The 21,998-nt window shown below is 46.2% G+C and carries 19 protein-coding genes and 2 other annotated features; of the genes, 8 read left to right on the top strand and 11 right to left on the bottom strand.

Translation table 11 applies throughout. The annotated features are described in order from the left end of the window. Positions 1-327 precede the first annotated feature (327 nt). The 7 genes from AC58QM_RS00980 to AC58QM_RS00950 all read right to left on the bottom strand — a co-directional run bounded on the left by AC58QM_RS00980 (position 328) and on the right by AC58QM_RS00950 (position 6,151). Positions 328-1,905, bottom strand: a complete 1,578-nt coding sequence (locus AC58QM_RS00980; protein ID WP_497280612.1) for a 2-isopropylmalate synthase — start codon at positions 1,903-1,905, stop codon at positions 328-330. Positions 1,906-2,085: 180 nt separating this feature from the next. Continuing rightward, positions 2,086-2,351: a binding site (T-box leader), on the bottom strand. A gap of 60 nt (positions 2,352-2,411) precedes the next feature. Further along, positions 2,412-2,663: a binding site (T-box leader), on the bottom strand. An 83-nt stretch (positions 2,664-2,746) separates the two neighbouring features. Beyond that, the gene (gene tsaD, locus AC58QM_RS00975) at positions 2,747-3,784 is read right to left on the bottom strand and encodes a tRNA (adenosine(37)-N6)-threonylcarbamoyltransferase complex transferase subunit TsaD (RefSeq protein ID WP_497281555.1); all 1,038 of its coding nucleotides are present in this window, start codon (positions 3,782-3,784) and stop codon (positions 2,747-2,749) included. Positions 3,785-3,848: 64 nt separating this feature from the next. Beyond that, positions 3,849-4,352 (bottom strand): ribosomal protein S18-alanine N-acetyltransferase, encoded by a 504-nt coding sequence (gene rimI / locus AC58QM_RS00970; RefSeq protein ID WP_497280610.1) that lies wholly within the window; start codon positions 4,350-4,352, stop codon positions 3,849-3,851. Positions 4,353-4,354: 2 nt separating this feature from the next. Next, a complete protein-coding gene (gene tsaB, locus AC58QM_RS00965) occupies positions 4,355-5,164 on the bottom strand; it encodes a tRNA (adenosine(37)-N6)-threonylcarbamoyltransferase complex dimerization subunit type 1 TsaB (RefSeq protein WP_497280609.1) in 810 nt (269 codons plus the stop codon). Beyond that, a complete protein-coding gene (gene tsaE / locus AC58QM_RS00960) occupies positions 5,145-5,651 on the bottom strand; it encodes a tRNA (adenosine(37)-N6)-threonylcarbamoyltransferase complex ATPase subunit type 1 TsaE (RefSeq protein WP_497280607.1) in 507 nt (168 codons plus the stop codon). The genes tsaB and tsaE overlap by 20 nt, the downstream gene beginning before the upstream one ends. A gap of 135 nt (positions 5,652-5,786) precedes the next feature. Continuing rightward, entirely contained in the window at positions 5,787-5,969 is a 183-nt protein-coding gene (locus tag AC58QM_RS00955; RefSeq protein WP_497280605.1) for a small, acid-soluble spore protein, H family, read from the bottom strand. After that, on the bottom strand, positions 5,966-6,151 hold the full coding sequence (locus AC58QM_RS00950) for a hypothetical protein (RefSeq protein ID WP_057315037.1): 186 nt from the start codon (positions 6,149-6,151) through the stop codon (positions 5,966-5,968). The genes AC58QM_RS00955 and AC58QM_RS00950 overlap by 4 nt, the downstream gene beginning before the upstream one ends. Before the next feature lie 158 nt (positions 6,152-6,309). Between AC58QM_RS00950 and ku the strand changes: the two genes are divergently transcribed. Further along, positions 6,310-7,191, top strand: a complete 882-nt coding sequence (ku, locus tag AC58QM_RS00945; protein ID WP_497280603.1) for a non-homologous end joining protein Ku — start codon at positions 6,310-6,312, stop codon at positions 7,189-7,191. Positions 7,192-7,629: 438 nt separating this feature from the next. Here the strand turns inward: ku and AC58QM_RS00940 are convergent, their stop codons facing one another. From AC58QM_RS00940 to AC58QM_RS00930, 3 genes are read right to left on the bottom strand one after another with little or no spacing between them, the layout of a single operon-like run. Beyond that, positions 7,630-8,739, bottom strand: a complete 1,110-nt coding sequence (locus AC58QM_RS00940) for a GerAB/ArcD/ProY family transporter (RefSeq protein WP_497280602.1) — start codon at positions 8,737-8,739, stop codon at positions 7,630-7,632. A gap of 21 nt (positions 8,740-8,760) precedes the next feature. After that, complete coding sequence (locus AC58QM_RS00935) at positions 8,761-9,912, bottom strand: Ger(x)C family spore germination protein (RefSeq protein WP_497280600.1); 1,152 nt, start codon at positions 9,910-9,912, stop codon at positions 8,761-8,763. A 17-nt stretch (positions 9,913-9,929) separates the two neighbouring features. After that, positions 9,930-11,456: a spore germination protein gene (locus AC58QM_RS00930; RefSeq protein ID WP_497280598.1), complete on the bottom strand. Its 1,527-nt coding sequence runs from the start codon at positions 11,454-11,456 to the stop codon at positions 9,930-9,932. Between the two features lie 180 nt (positions 11,457-11,636). On the opposite strand from AC58QM_RS00930, the gene AC58QM_RS00925 reads away from it, so the two are divergent. The 4 genes from AC58QM_RS00925 to ligD all read left to right on the top strand — a co-directional run bounded on the left by AC58QM_RS00925 (position 11,637) and on the right by ligD (position 17,274). After that, positions 11,637-12,581, top strand: coding sequence for an ATP-dependent DNA ligase (locus tag AC58QM_RS00925; protein ID WP_497280596.1), 945 nt, complete (start codon positions 11,637-11,639; stop codon positions 12,579-12,581). Between the two features lie 179 nt (positions 12,582-12,760). Next, a complete protein-coding gene (locus tag AC58QM_RS00920) occupies positions 12,761-14,815 on the top strand; it encodes a methyl-accepting chemotaxis protein (protein ID WP_497280595.1) in 2,055 nt (684 codons plus the stop codon). A gap of 158 nt (positions 14,816-14,973) precedes the next feature. After that, a complete protein-coding gene (locus AC58QM_RS00915) occupies positions 14,974-16,266 on the top strand; it encodes an arsenic transporter (RefSeq protein WP_497280593.1) in 1,293 nt (430 codons plus the stop codon). A 117-nt stretch (positions 16,267-16,383) separates the two neighbouring features. Beyond that, complete coding sequence (gene ligD / locus AC58QM_RS00910; protein WP_497280591.1) at positions 16,384-17,274, top strand: non-homologous end-joining DNA ligase; 891 nt, start codon at positions 16,384-16,386, stop codon at positions 17,272-17,274. Positions 17,275-17,300: 26 nt separating this feature from the next. Here ligD and cls read toward each other — a convergent pair whose 3' ends face one another. Continuing rightward, complete coding sequence (gene cls / locus AC58QM_RS00905) at positions 17,301-18,728, bottom strand: cardiolipin synthase (protein WP_497280590.1); 1,428 nt, start codon at positions 18,726-18,728, stop codon at positions 17,301-17,303. Positions 18,729-18,924: 196 nt separating this feature from the next. Between cls and AC58QM_RS00900 the strand changes: the two genes are divergently transcribed. From AC58QM_RS00900 to AC58QM_RS00890, 3 genes are read left to right on the top strand one after another with little or no spacing between them, the layout of a single operon-like run. Further along, entirely contained in the window at positions 18,925-20,601 is a 1,677-nt protein-coding gene (locus AC58QM_RS00900; protein WP_497280588.1) for a spore germination protein, read from the top strand. Next, positions 20,588-21,760 (top strand): Ger(x)C family spore germination protein, encoded by a 1,173-nt coding sequence (locus AC58QM_RS00895; RefSeq protein WP_497280587.1) that lies wholly within the window; start codon positions 20,588-20,590, stop codon positions 21,758-21,760. The genes AC58QM_RS00900 and AC58QM_RS00895 overlap by 14 nt, the downstream gene beginning before the upstream one ends. A gap of 2 nt (positions 21,761-21,762) precedes the next feature. Beyond that, positions 21,763-21,993 carry a hypothetical protein gene (locus AC58QM_RS00890; protein ID WP_497280585.1) on the top strand — a complete coding sequence of 77 codons (231 nt, stop codon included), beginning with the start codon at positions 21,763-21,765 and terminating at the stop codon, positions 21,991-21,993. Positions 21,994-21,998 lie beyond the last annotated feature (5 nt).

The following is a 21,998-nucleotide window of genomic DNA, read 5'->3' as shown; positions in this document are numbered from 1 at the left end:
ACAGAAAAATAATGACGAATTGTTCCGATAATTTCAACAGTACTTTCACACACCTCTTTTTGTTATACACAACGTTATCCACAGAAAAAGGGAGGCAGTTTCCGCCCCCCATCCCTCTTTCCGAGATTTGACCACAAAGTTATCCACATTACCCACATTTTTTCACGAAAAAGTTATCCCATTTCTTAGCCCTTAAAAAAGGTTGATAGATCACGTTTTATATGAGTTATGCACATTGTACACAGGGCATGTGTATAACCTTGCTCACATGGTGTGTATATATCTAAGTTTTCTTACAATTCGGGTATATGCGACGAAATCTGTCCGTTAAGAAGCTGGAATAACTGTCTCCGTTGTTTCGGAGGTCACGCTATTTTGCATCCGAATCGCTTGATTGCAAGCCGATATGAACGCTTTGGCAACCGCAACAAGGACATCTTGGTCGATACCCGTGTTCTTGTAGGTTTGGCCGCCAACTGAGATCGTAACTTCGGCTTCACCGGTTGCTTTTTCCCCTGTGGACAACGAATGCAGCTCCAGATCAGAGAACTCCACATCCATCGGGATCGCTTGTTGCAGACAATGCACGATAGCCTCGATCGGGCCTTCGCCGGTACCGGAGTAGACGCTCTCTGTGCCCGTCTGATTATTTCTAACGGATACGGAAGCTACGCGATTGCGATCACTGCTCGAAATTACTTGCATATGTGACAGCGTGAATGGCTCCATTTGCCCATCGACCGTGCTGCCGACAAGCTCCATCAGTTGGTCATCAGTGACCATTTTCTGCTCATCCGCTTTTTCTTTGAAGCGCGTATATAATGAATCTAGTTCCTCGCCTGTAAGCTCGATACCGAACTGACCCACGCGATGCTTCAGTGCATGACGGCCGGAATGCTTACCAAGGATAATCATAGAGCGAGGAATGCCCAGCTTTTCAGGATCCATGATCTCGTACGTATTGCGGTTTTTCAGCAGTCCATCTTGATGAATACCCGCTTCGTGCTGGAAGGCATTCCGTCCAACAATCGGCTTGTTATAGGCAATCGGGAAGCCCATAATGCGGGAAACCATTTTGGATGTGTTAAAAATCTCGCTCGTCACGATGCCCGTTTCCACGCCCATCGAATGCTTCCGCGTCTCAATCGCCATGACTAGCTCTTCAAGTGAGCAGTTACCGGCACGCTCGCCGACGCCGTTCACCGTTACTTCCACATGCGTAACACCTGCAGCAATAGCAGCAAGGCTGTTGGCAACAGCAAGCCCCAGATCATTATGACAGTGGGCACTATACTCGACCGTATCACCGCCTCTTACACTTTGGCGCACTCTGCGGAACATCGCACCATATTCTTCAGGAAGTGCATAGCCCACGGTATCTGGGATGTTAAGAATCGTTGCACCTTCCGCGATAACAGCTTCTAGCACTTCGAAAAGGAACTCATCCCCCGTCCGCGTTGCATCCATCGGTGAGAACTCGATCCGATCGACGAATTGCTTCGCATAGCCGACCATGGCGCGAGCCATTTCGACTACCTGCTGACGCGATTTGCGCAGCTGGAAATCCAGGTGAATGTCCGACGAGGACAGGAACATGTGAATGCGTCTGGATGCCGCGTCCTGTGTAGCTTTGACCGCTGCATCGATGTCGGCTTTGACCGCACGGGCGAAGCCGCAAATCTCAACGCCTTGCAGTTCACGTGAAATCTGCTGCACAGCTTGGAAATCCCCAGGGCTAGAGATCGGGAAACCTGGCTCAATGGTGTCAATGCCCATAAGAGCAAGCTGTCTCGCGATGCGGATCTTCTCTTCTGGGTATAAGGATGCGCCTGGTGCTTGCTCACCATCACGAAGTGTTGTATCAAAAATGCGAATGCGTCGATTAGTATTTGTATGGTTTTCCATGGTTGTTTCCTCCTAATGTATGCCCGTATGGGACTTTGAAATTGTATGGTCTGAAATCATCTTTTATAAGCGTAATTTTCACCGTTGTTGCGTGCGATTGGTCGGATGCGGCTTGTTTTATCAGTGTTCAGTGGCTGCAGCGCACTATCCACAGACGACAAAAAAACCCGTCATCTCCACATAAGAGACGACGGGTCTTCACCCAGCGCGGTACCACTCTTGTTGACTCCATGAAGGAGCCCACCTCAGATATAGCCAGCTACCTGCTCGCTATATCACCTGATCACGGAGGTCATCCGTTCATCCCTAACAGCTAGCTGTTCACCAGCCGATCAGGATGACCGCTTCCAAGCGAGTTCAGGGCGTTCTCGGTCTGCGTTGCATCAACCCGCAGCTTTCTGTACCGGAGATATCGAGTCCTTACTACTCTTGTTCATCGCGTTATTTATATGTGTTTCGTTAGTTAAATCAGTTTCAGAACAACCAAAAAAGCCTGCCATCTCTATAAAAGAGACGACAGGCTTGAACCTTCCGCGGTACCACTCTAATTGATCCGAGCTATTACACTCGAAACCACTCATGTACCTGATCACGGGGGTCAACCGTCAAGACCTACCTGGGTGCTGGATCCTTGGCATCCTTATCAGTCCTACCGCTCCCGGGCGAGTTCAGGTGACGTTTCGTCTGTGCTTTCACCAAGCGCACAGCTCTCTGAGCGAAACTGGTCATGCCTTACTATTCCCGTTCGTTGCGTTTGAAAGTATTGATTGTGATTATAATATGCACTTTTTTCAAAGTCAATACAACTGTCTGAAAATTTATTTTATTTGCCTGCGATAACTTACCACTCTTCGAGCTTAAGCTGTGGCTCTGCTTTCAACTCCATCGAGTCGAACTCCTGCTTGTCCCACTTCAAGAAAGCGGCGGCGCCAATCATCGCCGCATTGTCCGTGCACAGCCGGTGAGGCGGCACCAGCAGCGGCACACCCAGCTGCTCGCAGCGCTCGGCGAGCCTGCTGCGAAGGCCTTTGTTCGCGGCGACGCCACCCGCGAGCAAGAGCTGTTTCGCGCCGAAGTCCTTCACGGCGCGGCTTGCCTTCTCCACAAGCACGTCGATGACGGATGCTTGGAAGCCCTTGGCAATCTGCGCGACCTGAACGGTTTCGCCGCGCATCTTGCTTTGGTTGACGACGTTCAGCACCGCGGATTTCAATCCGCTAAAGCTGAAGTCGTAGGAATCTGCCTCGAGCCAGCTGCGAGGCATTTTGATCTCGGAATCGGCTTCCTGTGCAAGCCGATCCACGTGCGGTCCGCCCGGGTAAGGCAATCCCATTGCCCGGGCAATTTTATCGTAGGCCTCGCCGGCCGCATCATCGCGCGTGCGCCCGATGATACGGAACTGGCCGGGGCCTTCGAGCAGAATGAGCTCGGTGTGTCCGCCGGACACGACGAGCGAAATCGAAGGATACACCAGCTCATGCACGAGCTGGTTGGCGTAGATATGTCCCGCGATATGGTGAACACCAATCAGCGGGAGCTCTAGGGCGCAAGCGAGCGCTTTGCCCGCGACGACGCCAACGAGCAGGGCCCCGATTAATCCGGGGCCTTCGGTTACGGCAATGGCGGAGAGCTCATGGAGCGATACGCCCGCTTCTGTGACAGCTTCCTCCAGCATCCATGTAATCGACTCCACATGCTTACGGGAAGCCACTTCTGGCACAACACCGCCATAGCGTTGGTGCGTTTCGATCTGGCTCGAAATCACGTTCGAGCGAATGATTTTGCCATTTTCGACAATGGCCACCGAAGTCTCATCACAGCTCGTTTCAATGGCGAGAATGTACACCGACTTTGATGTTACATCGCTATCTTCTCTCATATTTCCTTCTTGTCCATCCTGTTGCATCTGTTCATTGCTCACACTATTCACCTATTTGAAAACCTCATTCACTGAGGCTATCCTTTCTACGATTGGGCAAATCTGCCCACATAACGACAGCATCCTCACGATTATCCGTATAATAACCTCTACGCACACCAACAGAACGGAAGCCTAGCTTCTCGTATAAATTTTGTGCCACATAGTTCGAGGTTCTTACCTCAAGCGTGATGCGAATGGCACCGAGGAACGATGATGTTTTCATCAACTCGCGGAGGAGTCTTTCCCCCAGCTTGCGGCCTCGATAGGTGTCTTTTACGGCAATATTCGTGACATGGGCTTCCTCCATAATGAGCCACATGCCGCCATACCCCGCGACTTCTCCATCGATATCCATAATCATATAGTGGGCAAACTGGTTGTTCGTCAGCTCATTCTCAAAAGCACCTCGGGTCCAAGGTGTCGTGAACGCTTCCTGCTCGATCTCGACAATAAAAGGAATGTCTTCCATGGTCATCGAGCGGAATACCAATGAATTTTCTATGGCATGCGGCTGTCTCTGTTCCATGTTTATTGTTCCCCTTTCTTCGTCTGCAGGCCAGCCAGCAGATTGGCTTCCGCTTCTGGAAGCCTCGTGTAGTTCGGTACGAAGGTATGAACATCCGATTTCTCGCCACTTGCAAGTCTTGGATAAGCAAGTATTCCAATATACTCCGCCTCAATCCCATAGGGAACCACACTCACACTGCCTCCAAAATCTTTGGCAAACTGCTCAAGCTCCGCCACAAAGCCCTCGGTCTCACCGACAAATAGAATGTGACTAGGTGCTGAAACAGCAGCTTGCGCAAGAATCTGGTCCGTCCACGCTCCAATGACCCGAATACCGTCCGGCAGCACTTCACGCCAAGAAGCATCAGGGACTCTTGCTTCCGTCACTGCTGTTGCCCCTTCAAACGCGTACACAGCCGTAAACGCCTGTTTACGCCTTCCATCCATAAGAGGCACGACCCATGTCAGTCCCATTCCTTTATAGTCGTTCTGTACAGAACCACCAAGTGCCATCGCTTCTAAACTGGATACACCGATGAGATCCAACCCGATCGACCATGCGAATGTTTTGGCTACAGAAACAGCGATTCTAACGCCTGTATACGAGCCTGGTCCTTGACCGGCAACGACCGAGCGAAGATCTCTCGGCTTCATTCCTAAACCAGAGAGCAAATCTTGTATGTGAGGGATCAATCCAATAGAGTGATTCCGTTCCGCGTGAGAGCTAACTTCACCAAGCAGGCGACCATTTTCCAAAACAGCAACTGTCATTGCCGAGGTTGAAGTATCGATGGCTAAGCATCGACCTGTATTAGTTATCCGTTCCGTCATGTAAATATCCGTTCTCCTTCATCTGTACACACCAGCTCAGATACGGCGAACCGTATGGAGTCAGGTGAAATACACGAGTCTGATCAGCCTCTTGGGTGATCGTAATCCTTAATCTGTCGGGTGGCAGTAGATCCTCAATTAAGCTCGACCATTCGATCAGTGTGACCCCTGCCCCATAGAAATAATCCTCTAATCCTAATTCATCTGCTTCCTCTTGCGAAATACGATACATATCCATATGGTAGAAAGGAAGCTCAGCTCCCTCATATTCTTTGATTATCGTAAAAGTAGGCGAATTCACATGCTCCGAAATCCCCATCGCTCTTGCGAAGCCTTGAGAGAATCTTGTTTTGCCAGCACCCAAATCACCATCTAAAGTCAAAACCGTACCCGGTTGTAGATAGGTTGATAATAAGTTTCCCAGTTTATCCGTATCTGCTTCATGCTCAGAACGAAACACAAATGTGGATTGAGTCAATGATCTCATCCCTTTCTTCCGCGTGCGCGTGCTGTTACTATTATAGTCCCCGCTAGCAGGTGACAGCAACCTGTCACCTGTGAAAATTGAAAAGCCCTCCCCGATTTATTCATCGGAGAAGGCTTCTTTTGCCCATACGGACCTTTAGTGTACCTCTTCAAGCTCCTTAGCTGGAACGACCCGAGCATCTGCGGGATTGCCTTCCGCATGGACTTTGACGAGACCTTTACCGGAATCTACACTGTCAATCCAGACAGCCAGACCGTTCAGATCCACCTCAATTTTCTCATCTGCAGCTAAAATCTCTTGAGCGCGGTGAACATTCATGGTTCATCCAGTACGGATTCCGGATATTCCATCGTATCCGTGGTTGAGTGCTCAATTAACCCACCCTGCATGGTGACGTTACCGCCGCCAAGCCCCTCATTAATCATACGATCAATGTCCATATAACAATCGTCCCTATCTTCATTGTTCGTATCTTGTGACAGATTTGATTCTGATGCCATCCGTAATCCCTCCTTTGGTTCGCTATTTGGGCTATCATGTTGCATTAATAAGCTTTCCATTCTCCCCACTAACCATTCTCTTAAATCCCTGCCGTATAAAGGTTCTGCTTCAAGAGAATACTAGTACAATTATGTATGTTGGGGGAGGAATGCTATCTATGCATACTGTGTGGAAAGGCGCCATCAGCTTCGGACTTGTTCATGTTCCTGTTAAAATGTTTTCAGCCACGGAGGATAAAGATATCTCCATGCGCTATATTCACAAAACTTGTATTACACCGCTATCTTATGTCCGAAAATGCCAGACTTGTGAGAAGGAAGTAGAGTGGGAAGAGATTACGAAGGGCTATGAATATGAGCCTGGACGATTCGTACTTTTTGAAAAAGACGAGCTAGAGGAAATCTCCGGCGAAGCGAATAAGGAAATTAAGATTTTGGACTTTGTCAATTTAACAGATATTGACCCCGTTTATTTTCAAAAGACATACTATCTCGGCCCTGGAGATACAGGTGCAGGTGCTTACATGCTATTGCTCGATTCGATGCGCCAAACAGGCAAAATCGGTATCGCCAAGGTGTCGATCCGCTCCAAAAGCTCGCTAGCCGCAATCCGTGTCATTGAAAATTGTTTAGCAATGGAAACGATCTTCTACCCGGATGAGATTCGGCCAATTTCGCAAGTGCCTAACCTCCCAGAGAAGGTTACGGTGAATGAGCGGGAGATGGAGATGGCGAAAATGCTGATCAATCAGCTCTCTACTCCTTTTGAACCGGAGAAATACAAAGACGAGTATCGAGCTCGCTTATTGGAGGCCATTGATCATAAAGTCGCTGGCGAAGAGATTCAGTCCGCCCCTCAATTGCAAAAGACAAGCGTCATCGACCTGATGTCTGCCCTGCAAGCCAGCTTAAATGCGACGAAACCGTCCGATGGTACTATAACGCTTGGCGCAGATGCCTCGGTGACCGAGGAGAAATCGCAAGAGAAAAAGCCCGCAACGAAGCCCCGTGCCCGAAAAGCCAAGGAGCCTGTTAATTAATTAGCATAAAAGAAGTGCCCTATCTTGGCAGCCAAGATGGGGCACTTTTGCGTGCGACAATGAAATGGGCTGTCGGCTGGTGCGGTGCTTCAGAGTTACGATAAGTGCCCATACCTCTAACTGGGAAACCTACAGTTGATTAGGTCCGAATCCACCAGTTTCACCAAATAGATGGATTTCCTCACGTTAATTTCACCCATTATGATAAATTTGAAGAAAATCCTCAAATTTAGGTGTAGGAAATCCAGTTGATCGCTGGATTTCGACTAAATCGACCAAATTAGCTGGAGGAAATCCAGTTATTTCGTGTCGTTAGCTCGCCGACAGCTCGTCACCAATCCAACGCAAGTTGCCTTTTCCCTGTTTCGGCTTGTTTTGGTCTATTTCGGCTTTTTCCGCCCCGTTCGCCCAGTCTTGCCCCTGCTCCCTGAAGCCCCCTCACCCCTGCGGGGCAGGCTTCAGCTTTTTCCGTTTCATCAGCGCTAACATCAGGAGCACCAACGGCCCAATAACCATGAAAATTGGAAATAGGAAGGGTGCCGCTATTTTCTGCGGAAAAATAATCGAGATCTCTTCATAATTAACGGGTATGAAGGATAAGAGCATCACAACGAGTGCGGTAATCCATGTGACGATTTTCCAATTTTGTAAACCTAATAGCTGTGACGCCCCGTAGCTTGCAACAAATAAATAAAGCCCCAATTTCGTGAAAATACTTATAATCCAAATACTAACCACGATGGCATCCAAATTTTCAATAATGCCGCCAATCGAAATGGATCGAACTATCATTAACATCGGGTACGGATAAGCAGCGGCTACATTGGGTCCAAACATCAAGATGCTGACGATTATGGACAACGTTGTCAGTATGCCGGAAAGCATAACACCGCTAACAGCATAGCGAATGGTTTGCTTCCTTTTGCTCACAAAAGCTATTAGCATCATAAGCAAAATACAATCAGCTAAGAAAGCTGATGTTGGAAGCGCGCCTTTCATGATAGAACTGACATTGTTGTCAAAAAGGACGGGGAGCAGTCGATCCCCGTTCATTTGATTGATACCAAGCAGCATGGGGCCAACAACGCAGAGCAATATAATCGGACCCGTAATTTCACAAATACGCGCTATCACGCCCACCCCATGCAAGGTAGGATATAGTACGACGAGAAGCATTGGAACTTCGACCACATAGAGGGGCGTCTTGGGCATAATTGTACCGGTAATAAATAAACTGAATTGCTGCAATATCACCGTTAAAATAACTAGCCAAACCAAGATGTAGAGAGCAGTGATAATCCAGCCTAACCATTTGCCTAACAGTATTCGATTATAGTCAACGATGGTCAGTCCTGGGAAAATCAGATTCAACTTTCCACAAACATAAGCAATCGCCATCCCCACCAATGTCGCCAAAAGGATAGATATCCACGCATCCTGCTTGGCAATCTGAGCAGCTGGCGAAGTCGTAAGCAGCATGGTCATAATAATTTGCGTACTAACCATCATCCAGAATATTTGCCGGTTCGATAAATCCATATCACTCATGGACGCCCCTCCTCTCTATCTTTATTGAGCTGTTATAATCGGAAAATTAGATATCCCCGGTCTCTGGATTACGCTTTTGACATCTAGCTCAACGTCTATGGTCGGATAGATGGTATGCCACTCCTCTTTGGCCTTCTTCCACTCCCGCGGGTACTTTTTATGAAAGGCTCGGGCAAAGCCAAGTACGTCTACCTTTTGTTCTTTTTGTAATTGTTGTAAGGTGTCGGTCAAAATCTTGCAAATCTTCCGATCGAACGGTTCCTCTAATTTCCTCATGTTATCTGAGCCATTAGCCAGGCTTATGTCTGTTGAATTTTGTACAACATCCGCCTCTAATTTCAGTTGAACCTTCATTTTCCAAATCCCATTCTCAATCAAAGGCTGGAGATGAAGATCTGTCGTTATGATTTTGATGACAATTTTGCCATCGTCTTCTAGCTCAGTGATTGTGATATTCCGTCCAAGATCTTCATGAATAAACAATCGAACCCCCATTTGTGATTCATGCGTTAGAAAGCCCACTAGCTTGCCCTTTTGAATGACTGACATGCCATCTACAGTAATAATCGATTTTTGGGCTTTATTCGATATTAAATTACTTCGATTGGCAACAGGCAGTAAAAAATCCCCGGACTCTCCACTCAGCACTTCCTCGATATCATGCATAGTCGAAGACTGAATCAGCGGCTTCTGAGAGAGTTTAATTAACGTTTCATACGAGTTGGGGTCATTTTGCGCCGATAACAGCGCCTTGGCTGTTCCTCTGCAAACAAAGAAATTGGCCTGTTCCCGCGGCTGAATATCCCTAAATAGAAAATCGAAATCATCATACATACCGCTTCGCGCCAGTTCTTCTCCGAAGACATAAGCTTTGGCATGCCCCCAAGAGAAATAGCGGGGAAACTTTTTTTGCAATTCAGTTAACGCATCTGGCATGGAACTACCTATTACTGAAACCGTGTAAACATTGCCGTTCCCGGCACTTCCTTCTCCAGAGGAGGCTGCCGGATTCGGAATGAACACTTGGACCGTCACTTCAACCTCATGATCCACGCTTTTGTCGATACCTGCCGCTATGATAAAAGCCATGTCATTCACTTCAATACGATCCCAGCATCCCGTTAAGAGCAGCACGCAAAGAGAAATGACGGGAAAGGCTATATAGTACCTCATTGCAGTCCTCCTATCCGCTAATCCTCATTGTGGTCATTCTTGTTTCCACCTTGTCTTTTCAAATTATTTTTAGCTGCATAAAAGGCGGGACGGGATGTCATTTTGCTGATGGGAGCACGAAATAAGACATCTTTAATGCCTTTTGGATAAATCGGGGCAAATGGCGCCAAATAAGGTACTCCGAAAGAACGGAGAATACACAGATGACTGATGATTAACAATAACGCAAGAATGAGACCAAACAATCCTAGAATGCCGGATAGAATCATTATGGGAAACCGAAGGATACGTAAGGAGATACCTGCTGAGTATTGCGGCATCATAAACGAGGAAATGCCGGTAATGGCTACAACCATAACCATCGGAGCAGATACTAATCCAGCTTGGATGGCGGCTTGACCAATGACAAGTGCTCCCACAATACTGACGGCAGAACCAACCTGCCTAGGCAAACGTACTCCAGCTTCACGCAGCGCTTCAAATGTAATTTCCATAATCAACGCTTCGACCAATGCCGGAAAGGGGATTTCCTCTCGTGATTTGGCAACACGCAGCAATAAAGTTGTAGGTACCATTTCATGATGAAAAGTTAATACGGCAACATAAATGGCTGGCGCTAGCATGGCGATTAAGAAAAAGGTGTACCGGAGCCAGCGAATCAAACTTCCAATAAGAAATCGCTCATAATAATCTTCAGGAGATTGCATCAATGACCAGAATGTCGTAGGAGCTATGAGCGCAATCGGTGTGTTATCTGTAATAATGACGACACGACCATCTAATAGACTCGATACCGCCACATCTGGTCGTTCCGTTGATTGCAGTTGAGGAAAAGGCGAGTAAATATTGTTCTCGATCAATTCTTCGATGTAACCGCTCTCCAGTACCCCATCTATCTTGATTTGAGCGATTCGTTCCGAAACTTTATTGATGATTTCCGGTTTAGCGACCCCTTCGATGTATGCCAACGTGACATTCGTCTTGGAATAATTACCTAGGATGAATGGAACGAATTTCAACGCGGGCGTCTTTAACCTTTTGCGAATTAATGATCGATTCACTTCTAAGGATTCTACGAACCCCTCGCGCGGGCCCCTGACGATAGATTCAGCCAATGGCTCTTCTACGTTCCTACCTTCAAAGTGAGAGATACCAATTGATATTGCCCCTTCAAGAGTATCTAGCATCAGAACCGGTTTACCACTCAACACCTCGTTCAGGATATCCCCCAGAATACCTACCTTGTTAAGCTCCGGCACCTGGATATAGCTCATCGCTTCGTCCATCGATTCCAAACATTCGGCACTAGCGCGCTTAATCGGTTCAAGGACATGCCCATCTAGCAGTTCTATATTCACCATTCCCCGTAAATACAGGAGAGCTGCTTTCATACCGTTCTCCAAATAAAACACCGAGAAAACAACATCATCACAGTCTATAAATAACGTCCGCAAATGAAGGATATTTGAGGAAAGCTCATCTGAAACCAGGGTATGAAACGATTCCTTATTGATACTTGGATCCTCAGGAAAAGGTTGATTCATGCATAACTCTCCTTTTCTTCCCACATTCATTTACGTATTGTTATGCTCTCAAATCCATTAGGCTATTCAGTTGTTTCCTTTACAGGTGCATTTTAGCAAAATGGAAGTCGCATCGCGCTTAAAAGCCCATTAATTTGTTAAGAATGGTAGGAAAACAACCTTTGAAGGGGGAAGCGAACGGTGGATTTTAAACCAATCAGTCCATTTGAGCCCGTTAGCACAAATGAATTGCCTGTAGGGGAACATTTTATTAGTCAAATCAAATGGGATGGCGTAAGAATGCTGCTTTACTTTGATGGCAGCACAACCAAATTAATCAATCGAAGAACCAATGATCGAACCCTACAATACCCGGAGTTAACGAATCCACGTGCTTTCTGTTCAGCAAATTCTGTTATTTTAGATGGAGAAATTATCGCCTTATCGCAAGGCAAGCCTTCCTTTTATGAAATTATGCGACGTGACGGCGTTCGGAAATCCAGCTCCGTACACCGAGCCATGCAGCAGGTTGCCATTACGTATATGGTATTTGATATCCTCTATTGGAACGGTAACTGGATAACCCACTTGAGTTTGAAAGAGAGACAGGACGTGCTTGGGACAATCATAAAACCGAACGAACAAGTTCAACTCGTCACGAGTCATAGCGACATCGAAGCCCTTTATACGATAGTGAAGCAGCATGATTTAGAAGGTATCGTGGTGAAAGATCTGAACAGCAGCTACCTCATTAACGGGAAAGATAAACGGTGGATGAAGTTAAAACTGTTTAAGGACCTTTACGCCGTAGTAAGCGGAGTTACGTATAGAGCCAATACGGTAAATTCACTCCTATTAGGTTTGTACGATGAGCAGGGTCAGTTATGGTATATTGGCCACGCTGGGACTGGCAAGCTTACCGTGGAAGATTGGCGAAATCTCACAGAGATCGTGCAAAGCTTAAAAATCAAAGAGCGTCCCTTCATCAATGAACCTGAAAGAGCTAAGGATGCGGAGTGGATAACCCCCAAACTCATTGTGAAAGTAAGCTTTTTGGAATGGACTTCTAACAAAACTATGCGACATCCCAGTATTCAAACTTTTGTGGAAACTGATTTGCATGTTTGTACCTTTAATCAGAACTAGAAACAAGCTTGGATGAAATTTATTTTTTGAAATAAAATTTTATTAATAATTATAATTTTAAAATAAAGATACAAAAAGTGCAGGAATACGTCGAATCGTGTCGAATCATTATCCAATAAATCACGCATGTATTTTTTTACCAGATATATGTGAATAGAAACTATTGGTAGGTGAGCGACTTGAGAAATCTCTTAAAGACTGTTACTTCTTCCTTCAAACTGCTTGAAAGCCCAGTAAAATCTGTCGGGATGAAATTATTTCTGATGTTTTTTACAAGTATTATTTTTTTCGTCATGGTTGTCGGCGCAATTTCTTACTTCGTTTCCAAAGACGTAATTAAGAACAAAATGGCCGACTCCAGTCTCCAGACGGTAACACAAGCTGGTCAAAAACTTGATTTCTTATATCAAACATTTGAAGATGTGACGCTGCAAGTTATGTATAATGCAGATGTACAAAAATTATTGGAGACACTCTCCAAAATCGATCCTTTATCTTACGATGCTGCTGATCCTAGTCATCAACTTACAGAAAAAATAAATTTTGTCGCTTTTTCAAATAAAGCTATTAAAACGCTGCGCATCTACAGACCAGACGGCAAGCTCATTGTCGCGACAGGCAGCACTGGCTACGAATCTGATGTGAGCGTTAGTGATACCGATTGGTTCAAGCAAATCGTCGAAGCAGGTGGTAAAGCTGCTTGGCTCGATAGCAAAGCCAAAGGGTATTCAAGTGATTCTGGTAGTACATTCGGGATTGGCCGTATCATTAGCAACGCAACATCGGATCTATTGGTGGTGGAATTTAGCACAGATATCTTGAACAACGAGTTAGGTCGAATGACGCTTGGCGAGAACAGTTCCGTTATTATCACGAATAGCGCCAACAAAAACCTTGCGACGCTGGACATGACAGAATTAGAAAAACCGTCTAAAGTTCAACTGACAAAAGAACAATTCGAAATGAATCAGGATTCCTTTACGACAAAAGACGATCATCTCGTTGCCTATTATAGATCTCCGGTATCCGGATGGAATTTGATCGGAGACGTTCCGGTAAGCTCCATGGTTAAGGATGCTAAGAAGATCTTCAACTATACGTTAATCGTTGCGTTTTTTGCTGCTATTGCAGCCGTTTTGATCGGTTTGTTCGTTGTACGAATGATCGGGAGACCTCTGGTCAAATTACGTAACCTCATGCAGCAAGGGGCAAAGGGTAAGCTGACTGTTCGCGCGAACTACACGACGAAGGATGAAATCGGTCAGTTAGGCACGAGCTTTGATAGCATGATGGAGCAAATCACGGCCTTAGTTCAACAAACAAGCACATCAGCCCAGCAAGTATATGAAACGGCTACTGAGCTGTCGAACTCATCCAAAATAACGGCGCACGCAGCCCGAGAAATTGCAACAGCGACCGAAGAAATCTCTGGCGGCGCAGCAGGTTTGGCAACAGAGTCGGAACGCGGCAATGAGTTGACGCATCATATTGGCATGCAAATGAAAAGCGCTATTGAAGCGAATCTTGAAATGGGTACAGCGGCAACTGATGTGCAAAGATCTAGTGAACTCGGCACGAAGTATATGGCTGAGCTTATTGATAAAACGAAACTGACAGAAACCATGATCCACTCGATGGTGGATAAGGTAGCTAACTTAAAAGACAGCACGAAGTCGATTCGCCAAATTCTTGATGTGTTGAACAATATGACGAAACAGACGAATATCTTGTCGTTGAACGCAACGATTGAAGCTGCGCGCGCTGGCGCAGCCGGTAAAGGATTTATGGTCGTAGCCGATGAAATTCGCAAACTAGCCGATCAATCGAAACAATCTATCGATGTAGTTGGTCAAATCACAGAAAAGATTCAAGTTGAGATTAACGAGACTGTGAAAGTACTCTCCACGGCGACACCGATTTTCAAAGAACAAATTCAAGCTGTGAATGAAGCGGACACTATTTTCAAACAAGTAACGAGTCACATGGGCGGCTTTGTGGTCCAGCTCAGCACGGTTAGCGATTCAATCAGTACGCTCGAGCAGTCGCAAGAAGTGTTATCCGAAGCGATGATGAATGTGAGCGCAGTAGCCGAAGAGTCACTCGCGACCTCCCAGGAGGTTGCTTCTTTAAGCACAGAGCAGCTTAGCATCAGCAATGGCTTGGTGAGGTTGTCAGAACAGCTTGATCAACTGTCCAAATCGCTAAATGAGACATTGTCTTATTTCGAAGTTTAACTAGGCATATAAACTCCTAAGTAAAACGGCTCTTTCGCCAACGATGCGAACAGAGCCGTTTTGTGCAATTGGTCAACCAAAAATTTAGTATATACAGACCTCCATAAATTTGAGATATTTACATCGTCGTTTATTTAACTGTCGATCTGGAGGCTCTCATGATTTATTTAGCTATTATCATTTTTTCACTTACAATTACCTTTGTCATCTGGCAGCCGAAAGGCTTAAGTATTGGTTGGTCTGCTTCAGCAGGAGCGCTGCTTGCCCTTGCCTTCCAAGTCGTTACACTGCAGGATGTCGCTACTGTTACAGGCATTGTATGGAACGCGACATTCGCTTTTGTCGGTATTATCTTAATTTCTATTATCTTAGATGGGATCGGCTTTTTCGAGTGGTCTGCCCTCCACATGGCACGCTTAGCCAAAGGCAACGGGAAGCACATGTTCATCTATGTGATCCTGCTTGGGGCAGCGGTGTCAGCTTTCTTTGCAAATGATGGTGCTGCCTTGATTCTTACGCCTATCGTATTGGCCATGGTCCGCGCGATGAAGCTACCGGATGCCGCCATTCTCCCTTTCATTATGGCTAGTGGCTTTATCGCGGATACCACGTCACTTCCATTTGTCATCAGCAACTTGGTTAATATACTTTCGGCCGATTTTTTCGGGATTGACTTTGTCACCTACGCAAGCCGAATGTTCGTGACGAGCTTGTTCTCGTTAGGAGCAAGCTTGCTTGTTCTCTACCTTTTTTATCGCAAACAAATTCCTCAGAGCTATGATCTCACGGAGCTGCGACGCCCTTCGGACGCGATTAAAGATGTGCAGCTGTTCCGTTTGTCCTGGTTGATTCTCGGCATTCTGTTAGTTGCCTATATCTGCAGTGGATTTATTCATATGCCCGTTTCCTTACTCGTTGGGGTTGCCGCTCTTGCATTCCTGATCATCGCGAGATCGAGCGAGGTCATGGACACGAAGAAAATTTTGAAAGAAGCGCCGTGGGCGGTCGTTATTTTCTCTATCGGAATGTACGTGGTCGTCTATGGGCTCAAAAATGTCGGTCTTACCGATGCGCTTGGCGAGCTTATCAACCTTATTTCTGGTGAGGGCTTGTTCGTAGCCACGATCGGCATGGGATTTCTAGCGGCCATCCTCTCCTCGATCATGAACAATTTGCCGACAGTGCTCATTGATGCCTTAGCGATTCAAGGAACACAAACCGAGGGCATTCTCAGAGAGGCTTTGATTTACGCCAATGTCGTTGGGACCGATCTAGGACCGAAAATGACGCCAATCGGCTCGCTTGCAACCCTTATCTGGCTTCATGTTCTAGCCAAAAAAGGTGTCAAAATCACTTGGGGCGGCTATATGAAAGCAGGTATCATCCTAACGGTACCAACGTTACTTATCACGTTAATCGGTTTGTATCTTTGGTTGCAGGTCGTAGCCTGAGATCAACGTGTTGCGAGTTTATTTAAATGCAGGGGGAACACTTACTACTCCGTTTGAGAAGTGTCTGACTAGGCAATAATTGGTGATACAACCAAGCTCAGAAGGAGTTCCCTGCCTATGGCGTTCAAAGCAGAGAAAGCGACGCTTCTCGTAGAAGGCAACGAGTTAACGATCACGAATCCGAATAAACCGCTATGGCCCGATCTAGGCATCACGAAAGCGGATTATCTAACGAAGTTAAGTGAGCTCTCTCCGTACCTCTTACGTTACTGTCGTAATCGTCATTTAACGACGATTCGCTTTCCACACGGGTACGATGACAAGTCATTTTATCAGAAAAATGCCCCCGATCCTGTGCCCAGCTTCGTTAAGCTTGCGCCTCTGGACGGTATTAACTATGTGAATTTAGATTCCTTATCTACGCTCATGTGGCTTGGGAATCTTACATGCTTGGAATTTCATCCGTCTTTCCATTACATCGGGGAGACAATGCCTGCGGAATGGTTAATCGATATTGACCCTACCTTAGAGGAAGAACCTCGCATCATGGAGGCCGCTCTCATTATCGGTGAAGTCCTCGATTCGCTGCGCATTCAGTCGGTTCCCAAAACCTCTGGTGCTACAGGTGTGCAAATTTACATCCCTATTCAGCCTGGCTATACATTCGAAGAACTAAGACGTGTGGGGCAGTTTATAGCGGCGTATGCGGTGAATATGCATCCAAAACTGTTTACTATTGAGCGTTTCAAGAAAAATCGCGGTGATAAGATTTATATCGACTATCTCCAGCATTGGTATGGCAAGACACTCTCGGCTCCCTATACGCCACGTGCCAAAAAGGATGCCACCGTTTCAACGCCCTTACTTTGGAAAGAGGTCGAGCTTCATCCTAGCCCTCGCGAGTTCAATCAACTAACAATCATGAATCGATTACGAACCTACGGAGACCTAATTGACCGTGTATCACCCCAAAACTTAGACGCTATTTTAGCAAAATTAAAAGAGTAGTTCTTTACAGAACTACTCTTTTCTATTCAGAATAAAGGAGATAATAGTCGCGCAATCATCTCCTTCCTTTTCTCACTCCGCGACCGCCTCTCAAACTCGTCCAACCTAACTTCCGTACACTCCTTCAAATCCATCTCGAAGTCACTCTCCAAACGGCGAATCACCTTCTCATCAAACATCACCGCATTCAACTCGAAGTTACTGAAAAAGCTTCGCAAATCCACATTGGCCGTCCCCGATGTCGCCATGATGTCATCTACGATAATTACTTTGGCATGAATAAAGCCTTTTCGGTATAAGTAGAATCGGACCCCCACCTGCAACAATTCCTGCAAATAAGACCTTGAAGCGTATTGAACGATGCGAGAGTCCGCCTTGAACGGGAGAATAATACGCACATCAACACCACTGATCGCCGCTGATTTGAGTGCCATTATGATGCCGGGATCAGGAATGAAATAAGGCGTTGTAATCCATATTCGATGCTTAGCAGCAATCAAACCCGCGAAATACATCTCTTGAATAGCATCCCATCTGGTATCTGGACCACTAGAAATGACTTGCACGAACGACGATTCTTGCACGGAATGAGATGGATAATAGCTATGTCCAACCAAGCTTTCCCCACTGACAAAGAACCAATCTGTCAGGAAGGTTCTCTGTAAATCATAGACCGAATCCCCCTGCAGCATGAGGTGGGTATCTCGCCAGAAACCAAGCTTCGGATCACCACCGACGTATTCATTACCGATATTAATTCCCCCTACGAAACCTACCAAGCCGTCCACAACCACAATTTTACGATGGTTGCGATAATTCAGTCGTTTATCAAAGAACGCAATCAGTGGCTTTAAGAAAGGCTGAACAGCAATCCCCGCGCGCTTCAATGCGTCCGTGTATGCCTTCGAAAGCGAATGACTTCCAATGCCATCGTAAATGACCCTAACCATTACCCCTTCCTTCGCTTTCTCAAGCAAAGCTTGTTGAAATCTCAAGCCTATCGCATCATCGTGAATCGTATAGAATTCGAAGTGAATATGGTGTCGTGCCTTACTTATTTCCTTCAGCATCGCCTCGTATGTCACATCTGCATTCGTGAGTACTTCCACATGATTCAATGCTGTAATCGGTGCATGAGGCACACGGCGCAGCCAATCTCGCAGTCGCTCTTCACCTGGCAAGAAGCTGTCTACACCTTTTTGAGAGGCTGAGCCGACTATAGAAGTGGCGCCTTGGTGTTCTTGTTTATCATCAGTATGACTGGCATGGACATGAACTTGCTTCCGTCTAACGTATTCCCTTGCAATGAAGACATACATAATAAATCCAATTATTGGAAAAATAAAAAGGATACTTAACCATGCGACTGACTTCGCAGGCCTTTTATATTCAACTATGAGAATCGTAGCTGCCTGAAATATAAATAACAACAGTAGTAGCATGACCCATAACAACAACACCATCTCCAGTCCCTACATCTTCATGCTGAGATAGCTTTTGCTAAGGACTTCGGAGCTATACCTTTTCTTTCCAATAAGTCCCGCACAATAAATTTTTCCAACTTTCGTAATAAAATCCTTCTATTTCGCAGAATATAATCTACGCATTCTTATTTCTTCACTTCAGCGTAACAGGAGGTGCCTATCACTTATGGCCAAAACACCGAAATATTTGATGAAAAGCATCTTGCAAAGTCGGAAATCTCATCCATCAAGCGAAGGGCCTCCCCCTCCCACTTTGGAGCAAGCGCTCGATATTCCATTTATCGAAGACCTTAAACAAACGAAACTCTCGCTGCTGCTAGATGAGAATCATAAATTTATCAAAGATATGTTCACGGAATGCTCCGATGTCGTTGTTAGGGAATTCGAGATTGATCCGCATATCCCAGCCCTGCTTCTATTCGTCGATGGTCTAACTAATACAGAGCTACTGAACGATACCATGAAATCCCTCATGCTGATTGGTGGCGGAGAGACCTCGATTGAACGCATTGCGAATGTTATTCTGCCTGTGTCTCAGACACAAATTTCCGATAATTATGGCGATTTGCTGACTTCCGTCTTAGGCGGTGATGCTGCCCTGCTTGTTGAGGGGAACGCGAAGGCCATTCTGCTCGGCATCCGTGGCACAGAGAAGCGTTCCGTTGGTGAACCGGAGACCGAAACTGTCGTGCGCGGGCCGAAGGAAGGCTTCGTCGAGAGTATCAGGACGAACACTTCCATGATTCGCCGCAAGTTAAAAACACCTAAACTCAAGATGAAATCCATGTGTGTCGGCAAACAAAGCAATACGAACCTTGTCGTTTGCTACATGGATGACTTAGCCATGCCTTCATTAATTGAAGAAGTCGTCAAACGACTAGAACAAATCAAGATTGATGCCATTCTAGAATCAGGCATGATTGAAGAACTCATTCAAGATGACGCCTATTCGCCTTTTCCACAAATGCAATATACAGAGCGTCCTGACGTAGTTGCTTCCGCCTTACTTCAGGGACGGGTTGCCATCCTCACTGACGGAACCCCATTTGCACTCATCGTTCCCTTCGTATTCATTCAAATTATGCAGACAAGCGAAGATTACTATGAACGATTCCAGATTAGCTCGCTCTTACGTATGCTTCGTTATGTCTTCATGTTTCTGTCTTTGACGACACCTGCACTCTATGTTGCCATAACGACGTACCATCAAGCACTACTACCAACAGCCTTAATGCTTAGCGTCGCTGCCTCACGGGAAGCAATCCCTTTCCCGTCTGTTGTAGAGGCCTTCATTATGGAAATCACTTTCGAGGCTTTGCGAGAGGCCGGTATTCGACTCCCTAAGGCAGTTGGCTCAGCCGTTTCCATCTTGGGCGCGCTCGTCGTTGGGCAGGCGGCGGTTCAAGCCGGCATCGTTTCAGCACCTATGGTCATTGTCGTTTCAATTACAGGGATAGCTTCCTTCACGATTCCACGATTTAATGGTGCGATTGCCATTCGGATGCTGCGCTTCCCCATTCTCATTGCTGCTGCTGTTTTTGGATTCTATGGTATCTTTTTCTCCTTAATGCTTCTGATCGGGCACATGGCGAATCTTCGTTCCTTCGGTGTTCCTTATTTATCACCAATCGGCCCTTTATCTGCTACGGATATTAGGGATGTTCTGATCCGCGCGCCTTGGTGGCAAATGCAGAAGCGGCCCGAATTTATGGCCATTCAAGATAACATCAGCATGGATAATGCCTTACCGGATCAAATCAGGAAAGCCGGAGGCTTGGATGGCAGCAATATAGACCATGTACACAAAGCCAGTAAGGAGGAGCAATCCAATGATTCATCCTAAACTGCGTTTAAGAATGGTCGTCATCCTGCTATGTTCCACGACGCTTCTTACTGGCTGTTGGGATCGTACGGAGACGAATGACCTCGCATTTGTGGTTACGTCTTCCGTTGATTTAGAGGATGACGGCAGATATCGTGTCACGTATATGTTCCCGCTTCCAGGTTCTATGGGCGGGGCAAGCGGTGGTGGCGGCGGAACAGCTGGAGGAAAAAGCTATTACATTGATTCCGAAGTAGGGGACACCTTCCGCGATGCCGTCAGCAGACTTCAAATGCGGTTGTCACGGCGAATATTCCTCTCACATCGAAGAACGATTGTCATTGGTGAGGAACTCGCTAAGGCTGGCATTAATTCAATATTTGATGCCTTACCACGATCACCCGAGAATCGGATGACCTGCTTCCTTATCGTTGCGAAAGGCAAGGGCTATGACCTCTTGAAGTCCGAACCCAAATTCGAACGCTTTCCTGCTGAAACCATTCGAGAGCTGGCCAAATCACGTCAATCCATGCCTACATCCATGAAGGATGTGGGTTTGTCATTAAGCTTTAACAGCGATCCTATCATGAGCTATATGCAACCTCATGTGGGCGATCCTGCAAAGGAGTCCCCACAGGAAATCCAAATGACTGGTTATGTACAATTCAAAGGGGATAAGATGGTTGGCGTCTATAAGAAGAAAGAAGCTAGCGGGCTTATGTGGCTTCGAAATCAAGTGAAAGAACAGCAGATCACATTCCCCTTGGAAGAAGGCAAGGATATTTCCATTGCCATTATTGGAGGCCAGACAGCTATCACCCCCAAACTTCTCGATAATAAGGTCCAGTTCAACGTCCTCATCGACGCTCGTGGAGCCATACGAGAAGACTTGTCTGATGAGGATTTATTCAAGTCGGAAAACCTTCACCACGTAGAAACGAAGTTCGCAGAGCAAATCAAGCAATCCGTGTTAGCAACGATTAAACAAATGCAAAAAGAGGGCACAGATTCAGCTCAGCTTGGACTCATGGTTTGGCGAACTCATCCTCAGGAGTGGAACGAACGATACGGGAAGGACTGGGAGCAATATTTTAAAAAAGCGGAATTCAATATTGTGGTCAAAGCCATTATTCCTGATACTGGCGTGATCAATCGTAACGTGACCAAAGGAGGCATTTAAAGATGGATGGTATATTCATCATCAGCTTTCTCAGCATGCTGGTCGTCTTTTTTATTATGGATCGCAAAATGCTTCGGCAGGCGAAAGCAGGATATCAAATAACCTATGGTCTTGCCGTTGGTATCATCCTTGTTCTTCTGGTCGCAAAATATTTTCACGTTCACATCCCGATGCCTCCCTATTTCTTTGTGCAACATGTTTCTCCTTGGCTCATCCGAGTTCTTGGCATCTAAGCAGA

The organism is Paenibacillus sp. J22P165, assembly GCF_059692015.1.
This window is presented reverse-complemented; position numbering and strand designations above follow the sequence as displayed.